Source organism: Streptomyces umbrinus, from assembly GCF_030817415.1.
Lineage (GTDB): Bacteria > Actinomycetota > Actinomycetes > Streptomycetales > Streptomycetaceae > Streptomyces > Streptomyces umbrinus_A.
Genome location: NZ_JAUSZI010000002.1, coordinates 2,782,292 through 2,801,387, shown reverse-complemented (window position 1 = coordinate 2,801,387; position 19,096 = coordinate 2,782,292). Strand labels below are relative to the sequence as shown.

Sequence of the window (19,096 nt, the reverse complement as noted above, 5' to 3'; positions counted from 1 at the left end):
TCGGGAGCACGCCCCCTGGAGTGAGCCTGCGCCCCTGCCCGGAGGCAGGATGGGAAGCATGAAGCTCACCAAGAAGTCGCACGCCTGCGTCCGCCTGGAGAAGGACGGCCGCACGCTCGTCATCGATCCCGGCGTCTTCAGCGAGGAGGACGCCGCGGTCGGCGTGGACGCGATCCTCGTCACGCACGAGCACCCCGACCACTTCAGCGAGGGTCACCTGCGCGCAGGCCTTGAGGCCAACCCGGCCGCGGAGATCTGGACCCTGAAGTCCGTCGCCGACCAGCTCTCGGCCGCGTTCCCGGGCCGGGTCCACACCGTCGGCCACGGCGACACGTTCACCGCCGCGGGCTTCGACGTGCGGGTCCACGGCGAACTGCACGCCGTGATCCACCCGGACATCCCGCGCATCACGAACGTCGGTTACCTCGTCGACGGCGGCCGCGTCTTCCACCCCGGAGACGCCCTCACCGTCCCCGACCACCCGGTCGAGACGCTGATGCTCCCCGTCATGGCCCCCTGGAGCAAGATCTCCGAGGTCATCGACTACGTCCGCGAGGTCAAACCGCAGCGCGCGTACGACATCCACGACGCCCTGCTCACCGACCTGGCGCGCCCCATCTACGACCGACAGATCGGCGCCCTGGGCGGCTCCGAGCACCTGCGGCTGGCACCGGGGGAGACCGCCGACCTCTGAGTGTCAGAGGGGCCCGGTAGGTTGTGTGGCATGCGTATCGCCACCTGGAACGTGAACTCGATCACCGCCCGTCTCCCGAGGCTGCTGGCCTGGCTGGAGAGCAGCGGCACGGACGTGCTGTGCCTCCAGGAGGCCAAGGTCGCCGCCGAGAAGTTCCCGGTCACCGAGCTGCGCGAGCTGGGCTACGAGGCGGCGGTCCACGCGACCGGCCGGTGGAACGGCGTGGCGGTGATCTCCCGAGTAGGCCTCGAAGACGTCGTCAAGGGCCTGCCCGGCGACCCCGGCTACGACGGCGCCGAGGAGCCCCGAGCGGTCTCCGCGACCTGCGGCCCGGTCCGCGTCTGGTCGGTCTACGTGCCGAACGGCCGCGAGGTGGACCACGCCCACTACGCGTACAAGCTCCAGTGGTTCGAGGCACTGAAGGCGGCGGTCGCGGGCGACGCGACCGGCAGCCGCCCGTTCGCGGTGCTGGGCGACTACAACGTGGCACCGACGGACGACGACGTCTACGACGTGGCCGCCTTCGAGGGCCTCACCCACGTCACCCCGGCCGAGCGCGCCGCCCTCACCTCCCTGCGCGAGGCCGGCCTCTCGGACGTCGTCCCGCGCCCCCTCAAGTACGACCACCCGTACACGTACTGGGACTACCGCCAGCTCGCCTTCCCCAAGAACCGCGGCATGCGCATCGACCTCGTCTACGGCAACGAGCCCTTCGCCAAGGCCGTGACCGACTCCTACGTGGACCGAGAGGAACGCAAGGGCAAGGGCGCCTCGGACCACGCCCCTGTCGTAGTCGACCTGGACGTCTAGCCCCTTAAGGGGCGCGGGGAACTGCGCGACCAGCCACAACGGACCCGCAGTCGAAGCGAGACCCCACCAAGAGGAGCCCGCACCTACAACAACCTCAGGTCCACCGACTCGGCCAGCGCAGCGAGTCCCGCTTCCCCCGGGTGCAGATGATCCCCGCTGTCGTAAGCGGGGAGAATCCGCGCGGGCCGCTCCGGGTCCCGCAACACCTCATCGAAGTCGAGCACCCCGTCGAACCCGGACCCGGCCCCGGACCGGATCCACTGGTTCACGGCAACACGCTGGGCGTCAACGGCAGCCGTACACCGCGCCTCCCCCTCGCACGGCGCGATCGTCGCGACAAGCACCCGCAGCCCCCGCCCACGCGCCCGATCGGCGATCTCCCGCAGCCCGGCCACGACCTGCTCCGCACTCGCTCCCCAGCGCACGTCGTTGACCCCCTGGAAGACGACGACGGTACGCGCCGACGTCTGGGCGAGGACGTCCCGGTCGAGCCGATGGAGCGCGCTCACGCCACCCGTGTCGGTGGAGACCCCGTCGCCGGTGTAGCGGTCGCTCACCACACGGTTCGCCGAGATCCCATGGTTGAGGACCCCATAGCGCGGGACCACACTCTGGTTCCGCAGCCGCGCGGCGAGCACATCGGGCCAGCGCCGGTTCGCGTCCCGCGTGGACTTCTCGCCGTCCGTGATCGAGTCGCCGAGCAGCACGACGGATCCGGGCCCGCCGCCCACGTCGACCCCGGTCAGCAGCGGCCAGTTGGTGATCGTCGAGGTGTACGCGTCCGGGGCGCCGTCCGCGGCATGGTCGCCCGGCGTGCTGACGTACGACGTCTGGACGGCCAGGCTGTGCACGGGGGCCGCCGTCACGGTCCCGGGCAGGTGGAAGCTCACGAGCAGATTGGCGTCCGTCGGCACGTCGAAGGCCAGCGGATCGCTGAACGCCTGTGCTCCCGCCGGGATCTCGGTGCCCGCCGCGCCACCGAACGACAACGGCACGGGCGCGCTCCGCGGACTCGCACCGGACGCCTGCACCGCCACCGTCGCGCTGCCGATCCGTACGGGCGCGGCGGCGAAGGTGTTGTCGAGCCGGATCCGCACCCGCGGCCCGCCCGCCGAGGTGTGCACCACGAGCCGCAGCGTCCGGTCCGTCCACGGCCCGACCGCCGTGTAGCCGGACGTCGACGCGGCCCAACTCCCGGTCCAGCCACGGGAGTCGGCGTGCACCGACAGTGCGAACACATGGAGGTCGGGGTTGCGGGGCAGCTCCACCGAGGCCACCTGACGCCCCTGGACGAGCGGCACGGTCACGACGTACAGCCGTGCCTTCTCGGTGAGTTGGCCGCCCGGTGTGTTGATGTGCGGCAGCGCCACGGCCTTGGTGGCGAGCGGGCCGCCGCGCCAGTCGGACGCGGTCAGCCGGTACGCGGAGCGCGAGCCGTTCGTGTACCGCACGACCCCCGTGCCGCTCTCCTCACTGCCGCCCGTGCCCGCCACGAGGAAGGCGAGCGCGTCACCGCGGCCGCCGACCCGTACGGACTGGCCGCCGGTGCGTACGTTGTCGGGCCCGCCCGCGGCCCGGCGGGGCCAGGCCAGCCGGGCGCCCTGGACCGTCAGTGAGCGCCCGGGCGTCCAGCCCGCGGCGGTCAGGTCCTGCGCCGACAGGGAGCCGCCCGAGCCGTCGAAGTCCGCCTCGCCGGGCCGCGCGTCGTCGCTGACGGCGGTGTTGTCGAAGAGCCGCTCCAGCGGCAGCGGCCTCTCCTTGGCGGGCACCGAGGGCAACGCGGACACCTCGGACACCGTAGGCGACTCAGCTGTGGCGGCCGTCGCCGGGACCGTCACCGCCGCCGAGAGCAGAGCGAGAACGACGGCCGTACCCCAGACACGTCGGCGCACACCGACTCCTCCCACTTACGACTCACGGACCAACGGCTCACGAACCGTTCGGGCACGGTTCACGGACGAGGTGACAGGTGCACCGTGAAGCTAAAGAGGCGGCAGGGACTCGTCAATGATCCGGGCACGAACTCGGCGCGAACTCCCTGGGAACAGGTGTTCCGCGTGCCCTGTGGTGCGCCGGGCGAAAGGGATGACAGGCTGGGTGTATGAACATCCCTTTCCTGGGCAACTGGCGCAAGAAGCGGGGCCCTGCCGGAGGAGTTGCGGTCTTCTCCGACAGTGAGAGCGACCGCGAGGGGGTGGCCGAACTGCTCTCCGAGTGCGAACTGCTGCGCTCGCAGGCACATCAGGCGGGGGTCGAACTCGACGACTCCGCGGCCTCGTTGGAGGCGCTGGACCAGTTGGTGCCGCGCTGGCGCGACGACGAGGAGAGTCTGCCCTGGCTGGGCAACGACGCCGGCCTCTATCTCGGCACGGTCATCGTGCGCACGGTCCCCGGCGCCGTCTGGGAGATCTGGCCGGGCGGCCAGCCAGTCGTACGACTGGCCTCCGGCCGTGAGTTCGACGTGGTCGCCGTCGGCCACGAGTGGGCGGCCAGCGGCGCCCCCGAACTCTCACAGCTGTACGCCGAGGTCGCGGAAGCGTAAGGTTCAGGCCCGGGCTGCCGCCTTAAATACGGCTAATGTCCGAAAAGTGCGTGTCGGGTATTAACTCCACTCTTGTGTGGATAGCTTGCGGGAATCGCGACACAGCTGAGAGTGGGTAGGGCTGAGGATGGCCGTCGATCCGTTGATCGAGCTGCGTGACGTCAATAAGTACTTCGGGGAGCTGCATGTCCTCCAGGACATCAACCTCACCGTCGGCAAGGGGGAGGTGGTCGTGGTCATCGGCCCTTCGGGGTCGGGGAAGTCGACTCTGTGCAGGGCCATCAACAGGCTGGAGACGATCCGTTCCGGGGAGATCAAGCTCGACGGGAAGCTGCTGCCCGAAGAGGGCAAGGACCTCGCCATGCTCCGCGCCGAGGTCGGGATGGTCTTCCAGGCGTTCAACCTCTTCGCGCACAAGACGGTCCTGCAGAACGTCTCGCTCGGTCAGATCAAGGTCCGCGGCCGCAAGAAGGCCGACGCCGACAAGCGCTCGCTCGAACTCCTCGACCGCGTGGGCCTCGTCTCGCAGGCGCCGAAGTACCCTGCCCAGCTCTCCGGCGGCCAGCAGCAGCGCGTGGCCATCGCCCGCGCCCTCGCCATGGACCCCAAGGCGCTCCTCTTCGACGAGCCGACCTCGGCGCTCGACCCGGAGATGATCAACGAGGTCCTGGAGGTCATGCAGCAGCTCGCGCGCGAGGGCATGACCATGGTGGTCGTCACCCACGAGATGGGCTTCGCCCGCTCGGCCGCGAACCGTGTCGTCTTCATGTCCGACGGCCGCATCGTCGAGGACCGCACCCCCGAGGAGTTCTTCACCAACCCGCGCAGCGACCGCGCCAAGGACTTCCTCTCAAAGATCCTCAAGCACTGAGCGGGGGAGCGAGATCATGATCACATTCCCGCCGCCGCTCTCCTTCCCGTCCCAACTCCACGTCCACGGAACGGAGTTGATTCCGGTGCCCGGATCCGGTGCGAAGTCCCTCCGGGCCGACGGGCCGACCGCGCCGAACCTCGACTACGATATGCCGTTCACTGCCGTGGTGATGGGGACAGAGGCCGTGGACACCACCCCGGCCGAACCAGGGACGCTGCTGCCGGGCACGCGGTAGCGAGGGGCAATGGCCCGCCCGGCAGCAGCCGGAGATCACTGCTCGCGCAGCGGTACCGACACGTACGACTGGTCGGCCGCGGGCGAGGAGAAGGTCAGCTGCGCGCCGGTCGGGTTGTGCTCGATGTAGAGCGGGTCGACCGTGTCGACCACCAGGGCGAGTCGATGCCCTGCCGGGACGTCGTAGGCCGTGGAGAACAACTCCAGGTCGACGCCGAACGGCTTGCCGGGCGTCTGTCCGTGGAAGGTGTACGGCGCGTTGCTGACCAGCTTGCCGAGGCCGAGCGGGCCCACGTCGTAGAGGTACGCGACGAGGGTGCCGCTCTCCTTGGTACTCGTGAGGGTTGTGTGCAATTTCGTGGTGCCGCGCACCTGTTGGGCGCTCGCGTACTTCTCCGACTGCCAGACCGCGGCGTACCGGCGGGGCAGCAGCGGGACCGACGCCACCGGCGGCAGTCGGCCGAGCTGGTCGAGGATGCTGGAGAGGAAGATGATCCCGCCGTCCGCGCCGGAGTTGACGTTCGCGCGGATCGTGGTGGAGCCCGCGAGGGCGATCTTCTTGCGCGTCGCGCCGACCGACTTCCAGTCCGGGTAGCCCTCGTAGCCGCCGGTGGAACGGGACTTGAGCTGGACCGGCTGCTCACGGTCGATGCCGTTGTCCACGCCCTTGAGGTAGTGGTCGAACCAGCGGCTCGTGTCCGTCCACACGTCGTTCGGGAGCCCGAACAGGCCGGTCACCTCGGCGGTGGCGTGGTCGCCCGGCCGGTACTCCAGCCGCTTCGGGCCGGTCAACTGCTCGTAGAACTCGGCGTATTGGTTGGGCGGGAAGATCGTGTCGCCCCAGCCGTTGGCGAGCAGGACCGCCGCGCCGTTCTTGTTGAGCTGGTCGACGTAGGTCGAGGGGGAACGTTTCTTCCCCCAGGCGATCAGCTCCTGCTCCTTGGAGAGGTTGGAGGCGAAGAAGTCCTTGAAGATCTGCTGGAGTTCGGTGCTGGGGCGGCCGGTGATCTGGCCCGCGCCGTTGAGCAGGGCGGCGGCCTGGGAGTGCTGAGTGCGGCCCGAGTAGATCGAGTCGATGAGGTCGGCCCAGCCGCTGAGGGACGCGACGGCCTTGACGCGCTTGTCGTGCGCGGCGGCGAGCAGGCTGATGCCGGCGCCGTACGAGACGCCCGCCATGCCGATGTTCCGGGCGTCGGACGGGGTGTTGGCGAGGGCCCAGTCGATGACCTTGGACGCGTCGGCTATGTCGGGTGGACCTGCTACTTCTATCTCTCCGCCCGACTGCCAGAAGCCGCGGACGTTGTAACTGACCACGACATAGCCGGAGTCGGCGAGTTTCTGGGCCTGGGCGAGATACTCGACCTGGGGCAGGCCCCAGCTCGTGGGCAGCACGATGAGCGGGTAGGCGCGGGAGGCGTCGGCGTTCGCGGGCATGACGACATTGGCCTTGAGGACGGTCCCGCCGTCCCCGGTGATGTCCACGAACCGGACAGCGGCGGGCGCCGCCTGCGCGGCGGGGGCGAGCCCGAGAGCCGTGCCGGCGATCAGGGTCGCCGAAACGGCACCTACGGCGGTGGTACGCAGGGCCTTGCGCGGGTTTCCCACAGGTCACTCCTCACACGTGTAAGTGCCAAAGTGACCCGACGGTAACCTCGTTGCCTTACCGCAAGTAACCCGTCGGTAAGTTACGCACGAGTAACGATTGTTGAAATGTGCTGGAACCTAGGAGGCGCGGTGAGTGCTCCGTGCGGGAACCGCAGGCAGTGGGGTCTGTGAGGCGCGAGTGACGTCCGCGACGAGCTCGACGACATCCGGCCCGTACGCCTGGGAGTTCACGACCTTCAGGAGGATCACGAAGGAGTTGTTGCCGTGCTTGCGGGCCAGCCGTTCGTGGTTGCGCGCGACATAGCGGGTCGCGGCCTGGTTGGTGATCGCGCGCTGGCCGCAGAAGAGGAAGACGGGCCGTGCCGTGTTGCCCGCCGTGAGCCGGGCGAGGATCACGTACTCGCCCTTGCCGGGCTCCAGCCGGTAGCGCTCGCTGCCTATCTGGAACGCGCCGCGGTCCGGGCCCGGTTCGGGGTCGACGTTGACGCGGATGCCCGGCAGCAGCGAGTGCAGATGCGCGGCCATGCGCCGGTTCGACGACGGCCCGCCCACGCAGAACTCCGTGCGCTCCCCGAAGCCCTGCTGTGCCGCGTCGTGCGCGATGACCTGGGCATGGGCGCCACAGTCCTTGATCAGGGCGGAGAGTTCGAGCAGCGCGAAGACGTCATGGCGCATCACCGAGAGTTCCGGGCCGCCGGCCTCGCGGTTGACCACCAGGAGCGACTCGGAATTGTCGGGCAGGCCGAAGAATGCCTGCTTGCGGCGCAGCTTGCGCTTCCACAGGTACGTACGGGTGAGCCAGCCCAGCGCGGCGCTGAGGCCGGCGGCGACCACGCCGAGGACGATGTTGCGCACGTCGTCATTCATGGGCGCGCATGCTAGCGGGCACCTGCACCGGTGTTCGAGAGGGACCTGACGCGGCCATGCCCAGGAGTTACGCTGCGCAGACGGTCGTTTACTGGAGGTACGGATGGGGCGCTCGGGCGCGCGGAGTCTGGCTGTGGTGGCGGTTTCGGCCGCGATGATGTCGGTGGGGGCGGCACCCCCCTCCTCAGGATCTTCCGGGGGCTCAGGTCCGGCCGAGAAGGTGCCGGTCGCCGTCGGGTACGGCGGGGCCGTCGCGAGCGTGGACGCGGATGCCTCGGCCGCCGGGATCGAGATCCTCCGCAAGGGCGGCAACGCGGTGGACGCGGCCGTCGCCACGGCGGCCGCGCTCGGCGTCACCGAGCCGTACTCGTCGGGCATCGGCGGGGGCGGCTACTTCGTCTACTACGACGCCAAGTCCCGTACGGTGCGGACGATCGACGGCCGTGAGACGGCACCCCTGACGGCCGACTCGGGGCTCTTCCTGGAGAACGGCCGGCCGATCCCGTTCGCCGACGCCGTGACCAGCGGTCTGGGCGTGGGCACGCCCGGGACGCCCGCCACCTGGCAGAGGGCGCTGGACAGCTGGGGCAGCAAGGGGCTCGGATCGCTGCTGAAGCCCGCGGAGCGGCTCGCGCGCGACGGGTTCACCGTCGACGCCACGTTCCGCTCACAGACCGCGTCCAACGAGGCACGGTTCCGGAACTTCCCCGACACGGCCGAGCTGTTCCTGCCGGGCGGTGCGCTGCCGGTGGTCGGCTCGACGTTCAAGAACCCCGATCTGGCCCGTACGTACGAGGAGCTGGGCCGCAAGGGTGTGGGCGCGCTCTATCGCGGCAAGCTGGCCAAGGACATCGTCGCCACGGTGAACAAGCCGCCGGTGGACCCGGCTTCGGGCTACAACGCGCGCCCCGGCGAGCTGTCCCTGAAGGACCTGGCGAAGTACGAGGCGAAGCGGCAGGCGCCCACGAAGACCTCGTACCGCGGACTGGGTGTCTACTCGATCGCGCCCTCGTCCTCCGGTGGCACCACGGTCGGCGAGGCACTCAACATCCTTGAGAACACCGACCTTTCGAAGGCCACGGACGTCCAGTACCTGCACCGCTACATCGAGGCGAGCCGGATCGCCTTCGCGGACCGGGGGCGCTGGGTGGGCGACCCCGCCTTCGAGGACGTACCGACGAAGGAACTCCTCTCGCAGAAGTACGCCGACTCGCGCGAGTGCCTCATCAAGGACGACGCGGTGCTGACCAGCCCGCTGGCGCCCGGTGATCCGCGCGACCCCGCGGCGTGCGCGGCCGGTGGCACGGCAGCGCCGACGACGTACGAGGGCGAGAACACGACCCATCTGACGGCGGCCGACAAGTGGGGCAACGTCGTCGCGTACACCCTCACCATCGAGCAGACCGGCGGCAGCGGGATCACCGTCCCCGACCGGGGCTTCATCCTCAACAACGAGCTGACGGACTTCTCCTTCGCGCCGGCGAGCCCGGCCGTGCACGACCCGAACCTGCCGGGGCCGGGCAAGCGCCCGCGCTCGTCGATCTCGCCGACGATCGTCCTCGACGCCCACGCCAAGCCGGTGGTGGCGCTGGGCTCGCCCGGCGGCGCGACCATCGTCACGACGGTCCTGCAGACGCTGACCGGTTTCGTCGACCGGGGCCTCCCGCTCGTCGACGCGATCGCCGCCCCGCGTGCCAGCCAGCGCAACCAGACGACCACCGAGCTCGAACCTGGCCTGTGGAACAGCCCGTTGAGGACTCAGCTGGAGTCTCTCGGCCACGGCTTCCGCCAGAACCCGGAGATCGGCGCGGCGACCGGCGTCCAACGCCTGCCGAACGGCAAGTGGCTGGCGGCGGCCGAGACCGTACGCCGGGGCGGCGGGTCGGCGATGGTGGTGCGGCCGGCGCCGTAGGCCGCGGGCCGTCGGAGCCGTGAGGCGCCGGCCGAGGAGCGGCGGGCGGTCAGCGGGCCGTCAGGATGCGCGGCCCCGCGTCCGTGATGGCCACCGTGTGCTCCGCGTGGGCCGCTCGGGTCCCGTCGTTCGTGCGGAGGGTCCAGCCATCGGCGGCGGCGTGGTACTCGTCGGTGCCGCCGGCGATGAGCATGGGCTCGATGGCGAGGGCCATGCCGTGCCGGAGGGGCAGGCCGCGGTCGGGCCGCCCCTCGTTCGGCACGGGCGGGTCCTCGTGCATACGGCGGCCTATTCCGTGGCCGCCGAAGCCGTCCGGGATGCCGTACCCCGCCGCGCGGCACACCGTGCCGATCGCGTGCGCGATGTCGCCGATGCGGTTGCCGACGACGGCCGCCTCGATGCCCGCCGCGAGGGCCCGCTCTGCGGTCTCGACGAGGTGCAGGTCGGCGGGGCGCGGTGTGCCGACCACGAAGCTGATCGCCGAGTCGCCCACCCAGCCGCCGAGCTCGGCGCCGAAGTCGATCGAGACCAGGTCGCCGTCGCGCAGCCGGTAGCCGGTCGGGATGCCGTGCACGATCGCGTCGTTCACGGAGGCGCAGATGACGGCCGGGAAGGGCACGGGAGCGAAGGAGGGCCGGTAGCCGAGGAAGGGGGAGCCCGCGCCCGCGTCCCGCAGGACCTGGTGCGCGACCTCGTCCAGTTCCAGGAGCGAGACGCCCACGCCGGCGGCCTCCCGCACCGCCGTGAGGGCCCGGGCCACGATCTGGCCCGCTTCGTACATCGCGTCGATAGACGTGTCCGTCTTCAGTTCCACCATGCCAATTACTATACCGGTCGAGGCGTGGGTGCCGGCCTCGCCCTCCTATTCAAATAACGGTCGCCGGTATTAGGGTGGGCGCATGGTGCGAACCCCGCTGACCCCCGAAGAGCACGAACGCGGCGAGCGGCTCGGCAAGCTGCTGCGTGAGGCCCGCGGCGGCCGCAGCATGGTGGAGATCGCCGCGAGCGCGGGCATCTCCGCCGAGACCCTCCGCAAGATCGAGACCGGCCGCGCGCCGACCCCCGCCTTCTTCACGGTGGCCGCGCTGGCGCGGGTGCTTTGCCTCTCGATGGACGAGATCGCGGGCAGCTGTGCGCTCACCCCGGCGTGACGCGCGGATGACGCCGCGTCAAGTCCGGGGCGCCTCACGTCACGTTCCGGGTCAGTAACCGCACTCTGCGTCCGGGTCGAAAACTCGTTGTAGCCATTCCGTAACACGAACGGTGTTTTCTATCGAACCGGAGTACTCCAGTCTGGCGTGGGGTGAAGGCAATGGCGGTGGAACAACTCCCGGGCCAGGTGCGGGAGTTCGCGCAATATCTCAATGGACTGCTGTCCCGGCTCGACCAGGGCGGCGGCTGGTGCGGCGTGTTCTGGCAGCGCGACCCCGAGGGGATGCGGGCCTGTCTGGACGGTACGGAGGTACCGCCCTGGGACGTCGTGCAGGCGCTCCTCCAGGATGTCGCCGCGGAGTTCGGCGACCGTGCCGCCGCCCAGGAGTCCGACCGGGCGCGGGCGCTGCACGGCGCGTCCCTCGCCGCGTACGACGGGCGGCCCGGTGGCCGCGACGCCCTCGGTGACCGCCTCGACGTCATGCTCCGCGAACAGCGCTACGCCGCCGAACGGCTCTCCGAGCTCGGCCGCTCACTGCGTACGGCCACCGGCCCGGAAGAGGCCGAGTCCTACCGCATCGACCTGGCCTGGGCCCGCGACGACCACGACCGCGCGACGGCCCGCTGTGCCGAACTCCGCTCCCGCATGGACGAGTTGGACCGGCGCGCGGTAGGCGGCCGGGCGCAGGGAGCGCTGACCATCCCGCCCGGCGAGATCGGCACCGACGTCTTCTGGGACGAGGAGCCCCGGAGCGCCGGCGGGAGCGGCGGGCCGTCCACGGGGCGCGGGGGCCCGCAGCGCCCCGCACCGGACGAGGACGACTGGCCGGACCTCTGGCGCGACGCGTCCGCGGACCGGGCCGCCGGGGAGGCCGCCAGACAGGCGGCCGAGAGCGGCTGGCAGGCCGCGGCACCCGCCCCCGGGGCCTCGCCGCGCCCCACGGCCGCCCAGGAGGACGAGGCGGCCGCCCCCGAGCCTCCCGAGCCCGCCAAGGCCCGCGCCCCCAAGCAGCGCTCGAAGCGCCGTGCGCGCGGCAGCGCCCGGTTCGCCGGGATGATGGACGAGGACGCCATCGCGGCTGCCGTACCGGCCATGCCCGTGCCGTCCACCGCGGAGCCCACGCTGCGCGGGGCCCGCTTCGCCGGAGTCGCCGAGGAGCCCGCGCGGCCGAAGGCGCGGCGTGAGCCCCTGGACGACGAGGCGCGCCGGACCACCGTCCAGACCGTCGAGCGACTCGTCCGGCTGCGGCGCGAGGGCCACAGCGGTGAGGCGCACGCCCTGCTCGTCGAGGCCGCGTACTGGCCCGCCGCCCGTTTCCCGCTCCTCGCCGCCGAGCTCCACCGCGCGGGCCTGGGCGCCGACTGGGCCACCCTCCTCTGGGAGGCCGCCTCCCTGCCCGCCGACCGCCTGGTAGCCGCCGCCGACGCGCTCGCGGTGGCGGGACGCACCGCGGACGGCGACCAGATGCTCCGCCAGGGCGTCGTGCGCCCCGCCCCGGAAATAGGCGAGGCCGTACTGGGCCTGGTCGGCGAGGACCGCCACCGCGAGGTCCGGGCCCTCCTCGACGCGTACGTCCGCATCCGCACCCCCGAAGAGGCCGCCCGCAGCGTCGAGACCGACCCGCCCCGCCTCATCCCCCTCCTCCTCGAAGCGGCCCGCCACGTCTCACAACAACGCCACTGGGACCTGATCCACGCCCTGAGGGTGGCGGGCTACACGGCTTGACGGCCCCGGCCCACCTACAGGGGCGCGGGGAACTGCGCGACCAGCCCACGACTACCGGCACTCACCCACTCACCGTCACCCACCCCCACCCCCCTCGCTAACCCACAGGGGTAGGAAACAAGATCGACTCAGCCGGTTAACGACGATGGTCTTGCCCAGCGCAGCGCCTCCGCTTACTTTCGGGGCTCTACGCCCACCATCTACGGGCGTAGAAGCTCTCTGACGTCCCGTCGAAGGAGCAGCTCATGGCCAACGTCGTACGCGCCGCTCTGGTCCAGGCCACCTGGACCGGCGACACCGCATCCATGGTCGCCAAGCACGAGGAGCACGCCCGCGAGGCGGCCCGTCAGGGTGCGAAGATCATCGGATTCCAGGAAGTCTTCAACGCCCCCTACTTCTGCCAGGTCCAGGAGCCGGAGCACTACCGCTGGGCGGAACCGGTACCGGACGGCCCCACCGTCACCCGTATGCGGGAGCTCGCCCGCGAGACCGGCATGGTCGTGGTGGTCCCGGTCTTCGAGGTCGAACAGTCCGGCTTCTACTTCAACACGGCGGCGGTGATCGACGCCGACGGCACGTACCTCGGCAAGTACCGCAAGCACCACATCCCCCAGGTCAAGGGCTTCTGGGAGAAGTACTACTTCAAACCGGGCAACCTCGGCTGGCCCGTCTTCGACACCGTGGTCGGCAAGGTCGGCGTCTACATCTGCTACGACCGGCACTTCCCGGAGGGCTGGCGTCAGCTCGGTCTGAACGGCGCGCAGCTCGTCTACAATCCGTCGGCGACCTCCCGCGGTCTGTCCTCCCACCTCTGGCAGCTGGAGCAGCCCGCCGCGGCCGTCGCGAACGAGTACTACATCGCCGCGATCAACCGTGTCGGCGAGGAGGAGTACGGGGACAACGACTTCTACGGGACGTCGTACTTCGTCGACCCGCGAGGCCAGTTCGTCGGCGAGACCGCGAGCGACAAGAGCGAGGAACTCGTCGTCCGCGACCTCGACTTCGACCTGATCGAGGAGGTCCGCCGGCAGTGGGCCTTCTACCGGGACCGTCGCCCCGACGCGTACGAAGGGCTGGTGCAGCCGTGACGACAGACGCCTCCCAGGGCCAGGCCAACGGCTCGGCCAAGCACCTGTACCAGCGCCACCAGTCCGTCCTCCCCGACTGGCTGGCCGTCTACTACGCCGACCCGATCGAGCTCACCCACGGCGAGGGCCGCCACGTCTGGGACGCCGAGGGCAACAAGTACCTCGACTTCTTCGGCGGCATCCTCACCACGATGACCGCGCACGCCCTGCCCGAGGTGACGAAGGCCGTCAGCGAGCAGGCCGGCCGGATCATCCACTCCTCCACGCTGTATCTCAACCGGCCCATGGTGGACCTGGCCGAGCGGATCGCCAGGCTCTCGGGCATCCCGGACGCGCGCGTGTTCTTCACGACCTCCGGCACGGAGGCCAACGACACGGCCCTGCTGCTGGCCACCGCGTACCGCCGCAGCAACCAGATCCTGGCGATGCGCAACAGCTACCACGGCCGCTCGTTCACCTCGGTCGGCATCACCGGCAACAAGGGCTGGTCGCCGACCAGCCTCTCGCCCCTCCAGACGCTCTACGTGCACGGCGGCGTCCGCACCCGCGGCCCGTACGCCGATCTCGACGACGCCGGCTTCATCGCGGCCTGCGTCGCCGACCTGGAGGACCTGCTCGGCCACGTCCGCCCGCCCGCGGCCCTGATCGCCGAACCCATCCAGGGAGTCGGCGGTTTCACCGCACCGCCGGACGGCCTGTACGCGGCGTTCCGCGAGGTCCTCCAGGAGCGCGGCATCCTCTGGATCGCCGACGAGGTGCAGACCGGCTGGGGCAGGACCGGCGACAACTTCTGGGGCTGGCAGGCACACGGCCAGAACGGTCCGCCGGACATACTCACCTTCGCCAAGGGCATCGGCAACGGCATGTCCATCGGCGGCGTCGTCGCCCGCGCCGAGGTCATGAACTGCCTGGACTCCAACTCCATCTCGACGTTCGGCGGCACCCAGATCACCATGGCCGCGGGCCTCGCCAACCTCACCTACCTCCTGGAACACGACCTCCAGGGCAACGCCCGCCGCGTCGGCGGCCTGCTCATCGAGCGGCTGAGGGCCATCGCGGCCCAACTGCCGGGCGTACGGGAGGTCAGGGGCCGCGGTCTCATGATCGGCATCGAGCTGGTGAAGCCCGGCACCGACCAGGCGGACCCGGACGCGGCCGCCGCCGTGCTCGAAGCGGCCCGCGAGGACGGCCTGCTGATCGGCAAGGGCGGTGGCCACAACACCAGCGTCCTGCGCATCGCCCCACCGCTGTCGCTCACCGTCGCGGAGGCCGAGGAGGGCGCCGCGATCCTGGAGCGCGCTCTGCGGAGCACCCAGTTCTGAGGGGCGCTCGGTTCCGATGAGCAGTCGGTTCTGAAGAGGCGTCGGTTCCGAGGAGCGTTCAGCAACGCAAGATTGAAGGTTCGCCGCATGACCACCGCCTTGGAACCCGCCCTGTCGGTCCGCCAGGTCCTCGCCCTGGAGCGGGTGCTCGCCGGGGAGCCCGAGGTGGTGGCCGGCGCGGACCAGCTCGACCGGCCCGTGCGCTGGGTGCACGTCGCCGAGGCCGCCGATGTCGGCGTGATGCTCAGCGGCGGCGAGATGGTCCTCACCACCGGGGTGCTGCTGGCGGGCGACCCGGAGGCCCAGGCCGAGTACATCCGCTCACTGCACCGCGCGGAGGCCTCGGCCGTCGTCCTCGGACTCGGCCGGGCTTTCCCGACCCCGCCCGAGGTGATGCGCCGGGCGGCCGAGCGGTGCGGGCTGCCGATGATCGTCCTGCACCGCCCGTTCCCTTTCGCGGAGTTGACCGAAGAGGTCCAATCCCGGCTCGTACGGCGGAAGTTCGCGGCCGTCAGCCTGTCGGAGTCCGTCCGGACGGCGCTGACCGGGCTCATCACGGCGGGCGCCCCGCTGCAGCGGATGCTCGACGAGATCGCCTCGCACAGCGCGTGCCCCGTCGTCGTCACCAACCTCGCGCACCGCGTCCTCGCCACGGCGGGGGAGCGGTCCGCGGTCGACGACGTGCTGCGCGACTGGGAGCGCATCGCGCGGCAGGCCGGCGGCAGCGAGGGCGACGGCTGGGTCCGTGCCGAACTGGGCGGACGCGGCGAACGCTGGGGCCGCATCGTGCTGTGCGGCTACCGCGGCGACGCCGCCACCGGACGGCTGCTCGCCGACCGCGGGGCCGAGGCCCTGGTCCTGCACCGCATGCTCGGCGGCACCGTGCACTCCTGGGAGGAGCAGTCCGCCGAGAGCCTGCTCACCGACCTCGTCTCCGGAGTCGTACCGGCCCGCCAACTGCTGCCCCGGGCCCGGGCGGCCGGACTGCCGGTCAACCGCCGGACGTTCGTGCCCCTGGTCGTACGGGACACGGAGGCGGCCCAACTCGACCGCGTTCTGCGTCTGTTGGGGCTGCCAGGCCTCGTCGCCGAGCTGGCCGACGGGGTCATCGCCGTACTGCTGAGCCTGGCCAGGGACCAGGACGCGGAGGCCCTCGCCGCCCACTTCGCCACCCGGCTGCGTACGGAGGCGGGTGGTGGTGCGGCCGGTGACTGCAAGGCGGCCGTCGTCGCGGCGGCGGACGCGCGGACCGGGTGGGACGACGTGCCCGCCGGGCTGCGCGAGGCCCGGCACGTGGCCGACGCCGTCGCCGAGAGCCCCGCGGGCCTCGACCTGCCGGTCGTGGTGCGGCTGCGGGACGTACATCTGCGTGGGCTGGTCCGGCTGCTGCGGGACGATCCGCACGTCCAGTCGTTCGCCGAGCGCGAGCTGGACGGGCTGCTGTGCGGGGCGGACGCGGAGTCGGAGCTGCTTCCGGTGCTGCGGACGTATCTCGCCACCGGCCGCAACAAGTCGCGCACCGCCCAGCTCCACCATGTCTCGCGACCCGCGCTGTACCGGCGGCTGGAAGCGATAGAGGCGCGGCTGCGGGTCGATCTCGACGACTTCGAGCAGGCGGCCTCCGTGCACATCGCCCTCCTCGCGCACGACGCGCAACAGGGCTGAGACCCTCGACGCGCAACAGCTCCGAAACACAGAAAGACCTGGGAAAACGGTGGTGAAACATGGGCCTTGGCAAGGGTGACACCGTGGAACGCCACACGCCCTCAGACGTGACACGTTGCAACTCAAAGAGCACTGCCGGACTTCCTAGGCTCGCCGCACACCGAGTGACCGGAGGTCCCGATGAGCAGAGTGATCCGCGCCGCCGTCTTCCAGACCGCATGGACGGGCGACAAGGAATCGATGATCCAGGTCCACGAGCAGGCGGCCCGCGACGCGGCCGCACAGGGTGCTCAGGTCCTGTGCTTCCAGGAGCTGTTCTACGGGCCTTATTTCTGCCAGGTCCAGGACAAGGCGTTCTACGAGTACGCCGAACAGATCCCCGAGGGCCCGATCGTCCAGCGCTTCCAGGCGCTCGCCAGGGAACTGGGCATCGTCCTCGTGCTGCCGATGTACGAGGAGGAGCAGCCCGGAGTCCTCTACAACACCGCGGCGGTGATCGACGCCGACGGTTCGTACCTCGGCAAGTACCGCAAGCACCACATCCCGCAGGTCGAGGGCTTCTGGGAGAAGTTCTACTTCCGCCCCGGCAACGCGGGTTGGCCGATCTTCGACACCGCGGTGGGCAAGATCGGCGTCTACATCTGCTACGACCGGCACTTCCCGGAGGGCTGGCGTGCGCTGGGTCTCGCCGGGGCCGAGATCGTCTTCAACCCGTCGGCCACCTCGCGCGGACTGTCCGCCTACCTCTGGCAGTTGGAGCAGCCGGCCGCGGCCGTCGCCAACGAGTACTTCGTGGGCGCCATCAACCGCGTCGGCGTGGAGGAGCTGGGCTCCAACGACTTCTACGGCACCTCGTACTTCGTGGACCCGGAGGCCCAGTTCGTCGGGGAGGTGGCGAGCGACAAGGAGACCGAACTCGTCGTCCGCGACCTGGACATGGCGAAGCTCCGCGCGGTTCGCGACCGCTGGCAGTTCTACCGCGACCGCCGCCCCGAGGCGTACGAGCCGCTGACGGCTCCCTGAGCGCCTCCCCGACGGGCTCTGACCGGGTCGTTGGCCGAGGCTCTGTCGGGGACACCGGCGGCCCGCGCCCCGTGCCCCGTAGGGGCGCGGGGAACTGCGCGACGAGCCACGACGCACCCGCACGTTCCGACCGCATTCCACCGGGGTGCCAACGACAGGAGAGGGAACATGAGCAGCCGTACCGTCATCCGCGGTGGCCTAGTCATCACCGCGTCAGACGAACTCCACGCGGACGTCCTCGTAGAGGACGGCCGCATCGCCGCTCTCGCCGCAAGCGGCACCCCCGCCGCCGAGGCCTGGACGGCCGAGCGGACCATCGACGCCACCGGGAAGTACGTGATCCCGGGCGGCGTGGACGCCCACACCCACATGGAGCTGCCGTTCGGCGGCACCTTCGCGTCCGACTCCTTCGAGACCGGCACCCGCGCCGCGGCCTGGGGCGGCACGACCACGATCGTCGACTTCGCGGTGCAGAGCGTCGGCCACTCGCTGCGCGAGGGCCTCGACGCCTGGAACGCCAAGGCCGACGGCAAGTGCGCCATCGACTACGCCTTCCACATGATCGTCTCCGACGTGAACCAGGACACGCTCAAGGAGATGGACCTGCTGGTCGAGGAGGGCGTCACCTCCTTCAAGCAGTTCATGGCCTATCCCGGCGTCTTCTACAGCGACGACGGCCAGATCCTGCGCGCCATGCAGCGCTCCGCCGAGAACGGCGGCCTGATCATGATGCACGCGGAGAACGGCATCGCGATCGACGTGCTGGTGGAGCAGGCGCTGGCGAGGGGCGAGACCGATCCCCGGTACCACGGCGAGGTCCGCAAGGCCCTCCTCGAAGCCGAGGCCACCCACCGTGCCATCAAGCTCGCCCAGGTGGCCGGGGCCCCGCTGTACGTGGTTCACGTCTCTGCGCAGCAGGCGGTCGCCGAGCTGACACGGGCGCGTGACGAGGGCCTGAACGTCTTCGGCGAGACCTGCCCGCAGTACCTGTTCCTGTCGACCGACAACCTCGCGGAGCCCGACTTCGAGGGCGCCAAGTACGTGTGCTCGACGCCGCTGAGGCCCAAGGAGCACCAGGCCGCCCTGTGGCGGGGCCTGCGGACCAACGACCTCCAGGTCGTCTCCACCGACCACTGCCCCTTCTGCTTCGTCGGCCAGAAGGAGCTGGGCCGCGGCGACTTCTCGAAGATCCCCAACGGTCTGCCGGGCGTCGAGAACCGCATGGACCTGCTCCACCAGGCCGTCGTCGACGGACACATCTCGCGCCGCCGCTGGATCGAGATCGCCTGCGCCACCCCGGCCCGGATGTTCGGCCTGTACCCGAAGAAGGGCACGATCGCGCCGGGCGCCGACGCGGACGTCGTCATCTACGACCCGCACGCCGAGCAGATCATGTCCGCCGAGACGCACCACATGAACGTCGACTACTCGGCGTACGAGGGCAAGCGCACCACCGGCCGTGTCGAGACGGTCCTCTCGCGGGGCGAACTCGTCATCACCGAGCGGGAGTTCACCGGGCGCGCCGGGCACGGCGTCTACACCCCCCGCTCCACCTGTCAGTACCTTCTCTGAGCGACTAGGA

17 protein-coding genes are annotated in these 19,096 nt (G+C 70.6%); 13 read left to right on the top strand and 4 right to left on the bottom strand.

All coding sequences use genetic code 11. The features are described 5' to 3' along the window. The first annotated feature begins 58 nt into the window (after positions 1-58). Both QF035_RS12775 and QF035_RS12770 read left to right on the top strand, forming a co-directional pair. A complete protein-coding gene (locus tag QF035_RS12775; protein ID WP_307520314.1) occupies positions 59-694 on the top strand; it encodes an MBL fold metallo-hydrolase in 636 nt (211 codons plus the stop codon). Between the two features lie 30 nt (positions 695-724). Further along, positions 725-1,504, top strand: a complete 780-nt coding sequence (locus tag QF035_RS12770) for an exodeoxyribonuclease III (RefSeq protein ID WP_189840854.1) — start codon at positions 725-727, stop codon at positions 1,502-1,504. 83 nt (positions 1,505-1,587) lie between these two features. On the opposite strand, the gene QF035_RS12765 is transcribed toward QF035_RS12770, so the two are convergent. Beyond that, a complete protein-coding gene (locus QF035_RS12765) occupies positions 1,588-3,396 on the bottom strand; it encodes an SGNH/GDSL hydrolase family protein (RefSeq protein ID WP_307520312.1) in 1,809 nt (602 codons plus the stop codon). A gap of 209 nt (positions 3,397-3,605) precedes the next feature. Between QF035_RS12765 and QF035_RS12760 the strand changes: the two genes are divergently transcribed. The 3 genes from QF035_RS12760 (at position 3,606) to QF035_RS12750 (ending at position 5,155) form a co-directional block, all read left to right on the top strand. Continuing rightward, entirely contained in the window at positions 3,606-4,046 is a 441-nt protein-coding gene (locus tag QF035_RS12760) for a DUF6278 family protein (RefSeq protein WP_143641021.1), read from the top strand. Between the two features lie 127 nt (positions 4,047-4,173). Further along, the gene (locus QF035_RS12755) at positions 4,174-4,917 is read left to right on the top strand and encodes an amino acid ABC transporter ATP-binding protein (protein ID WP_307520311.1); all 744 of its coding nucleotides are present in this window, start codon (positions 4,174-4,176) and stop codon (positions 4,915-4,917) included. A gap of 16 nt (positions 4,918-4,933) precedes the next feature. Further along, positions 4,934-5,155 (top strand): hypothetical protein, encoded by a 222-nt coding sequence (locus QF035_RS12750; RefSeq protein WP_307520310.1) that lies wholly within the window; start codon positions 4,934-4,936, stop codon positions 5,153-5,155. Positions 5,156-5,190: 35 nt separating this feature from the next. Here the strand turns inward: QF035_RS12750 and QF035_RS12745 are convergent, their stop codons facing one another. Continuing rightward, positions 5,191-6,759 (bottom strand): CocE/NonD family hydrolase, encoded by a 1,569-nt coding sequence (locus QF035_RS12745; RefSeq protein ID WP_307520309.1) that lies wholly within the window; start codon positions 6,757-6,759, stop codon positions 5,191-5,193. A 117-nt stretch (positions 6,760-6,876) separates the two neighbouring features. Then, on the bottom strand, positions 6,877-7,626 hold the full coding sequence (locus QF035_RS12740) for a hypothetical protein (RefSeq protein ID WP_307520308.1): 750 nt from the start codon (positions 7,624-7,626) through the stop codon (positions 6,877-6,879). 103 nt (positions 7,627-7,729) lie between these two features. Between QF035_RS12740 and ggt the strand changes: the two genes are divergently transcribed. Then, entirely contained in the window at positions 7,730-9,538 is a 1,809-nt protein-coding gene (gene ggt, locus QF035_RS12735; RefSeq protein WP_307520307.1) for a gamma-glutamyltransferase, read from the top strand. Positions 9,539-9,587: 49 nt separating this feature from the next. Here the strand turns inward: ggt and map are convergent, their stop codons facing one another. Beyond that, positions 9,588-10,355, bottom strand: coding sequence for a type I methionyl aminopeptidase (map, locus tag QF035_RS12730; RefSeq protein ID WP_307520306.1), 768 nt, complete (start codon positions 10,353-10,355; stop codon positions 9,588-9,590). Between the two features lie 82 nt (positions 10,356-10,437). On the opposite strand from map, the gene QF035_RS12725 reads away from it, so the two are divergent. From QF035_RS12725 to hydA, 7 genes are all read left to right on the top strand, one after another. Next, complete coding sequence (locus QF035_RS12725) at positions 10,438-10,689, top strand: helix-turn-helix domain-containing protein (RefSeq protein ID WP_307520305.1); 252 nt, start codon at positions 10,438-10,440, stop codon at positions 10,687-10,689. A gap of 161 nt (positions 10,690-10,850) precedes the next feature. Next, positions 10,851-12,416: a hypothetical protein gene (locus tag QF035_RS12720; protein WP_307520303.1), complete on the top strand. Its 1,566-nt coding sequence runs from the start codon at positions 10,851-10,853 to the stop codon at positions 12,414-12,416. A gap of 245 nt (positions 12,417-12,661) precedes the next feature. Continuing rightward, a complete protein-coding gene (locus tag QF035_RS12715) occupies positions 12,662-13,504 on the top strand; it encodes a nitrilase-related carbon-nitrogen hydrolase (RefSeq protein ID WP_307520301.1) in 843 nt (280 codons plus the stop codon). Then, complete coding sequence (locus QF035_RS12710; protein ID WP_307520300.1) at positions 13,501-14,826, top strand: aspartate aminotransferase family protein; 1,326 nt, start codon at positions 13,501-13,503, stop codon at positions 14,824-14,826. The genes QF035_RS12715 and QF035_RS12710 overlap by 4 nt, the downstream gene beginning before the upstream one ends. Before the next feature lie 87 nt (positions 14,827-14,913). Next, on the top strand, positions 14,914-16,491 hold the full coding sequence (locus tag QF035_RS12705) for a PucR family transcriptional regulator (RefSeq protein WP_307520298.1): 1,578 nt from the start codon (positions 14,914-14,916) through the stop codon (positions 16,489-16,491). Between the two features lie 180 nt (positions 16,492-16,671). Beyond that, on the top strand, positions 16,672-17,514 hold the full coding sequence (locus QF035_RS12700) for a nitrilase-related carbon-nitrogen hydrolase (RefSeq protein ID WP_055614864.1): 843 nt from the start codon (positions 16,672-16,674) through the stop codon (positions 17,512-17,514). A gap of 168 nt (positions 17,515-17,682) precedes the next feature. Further along, positions 17,683-19,086, top strand: coding sequence for a dihydropyrimidinase (hydA, locus tag QF035_RS12695; protein WP_269653128.1), 1,404 nt, complete (start codon positions 17,683-17,685; stop codon positions 19,084-19,086). Positions 19,087-19,096: the final 10 nt, after the last annotated feature.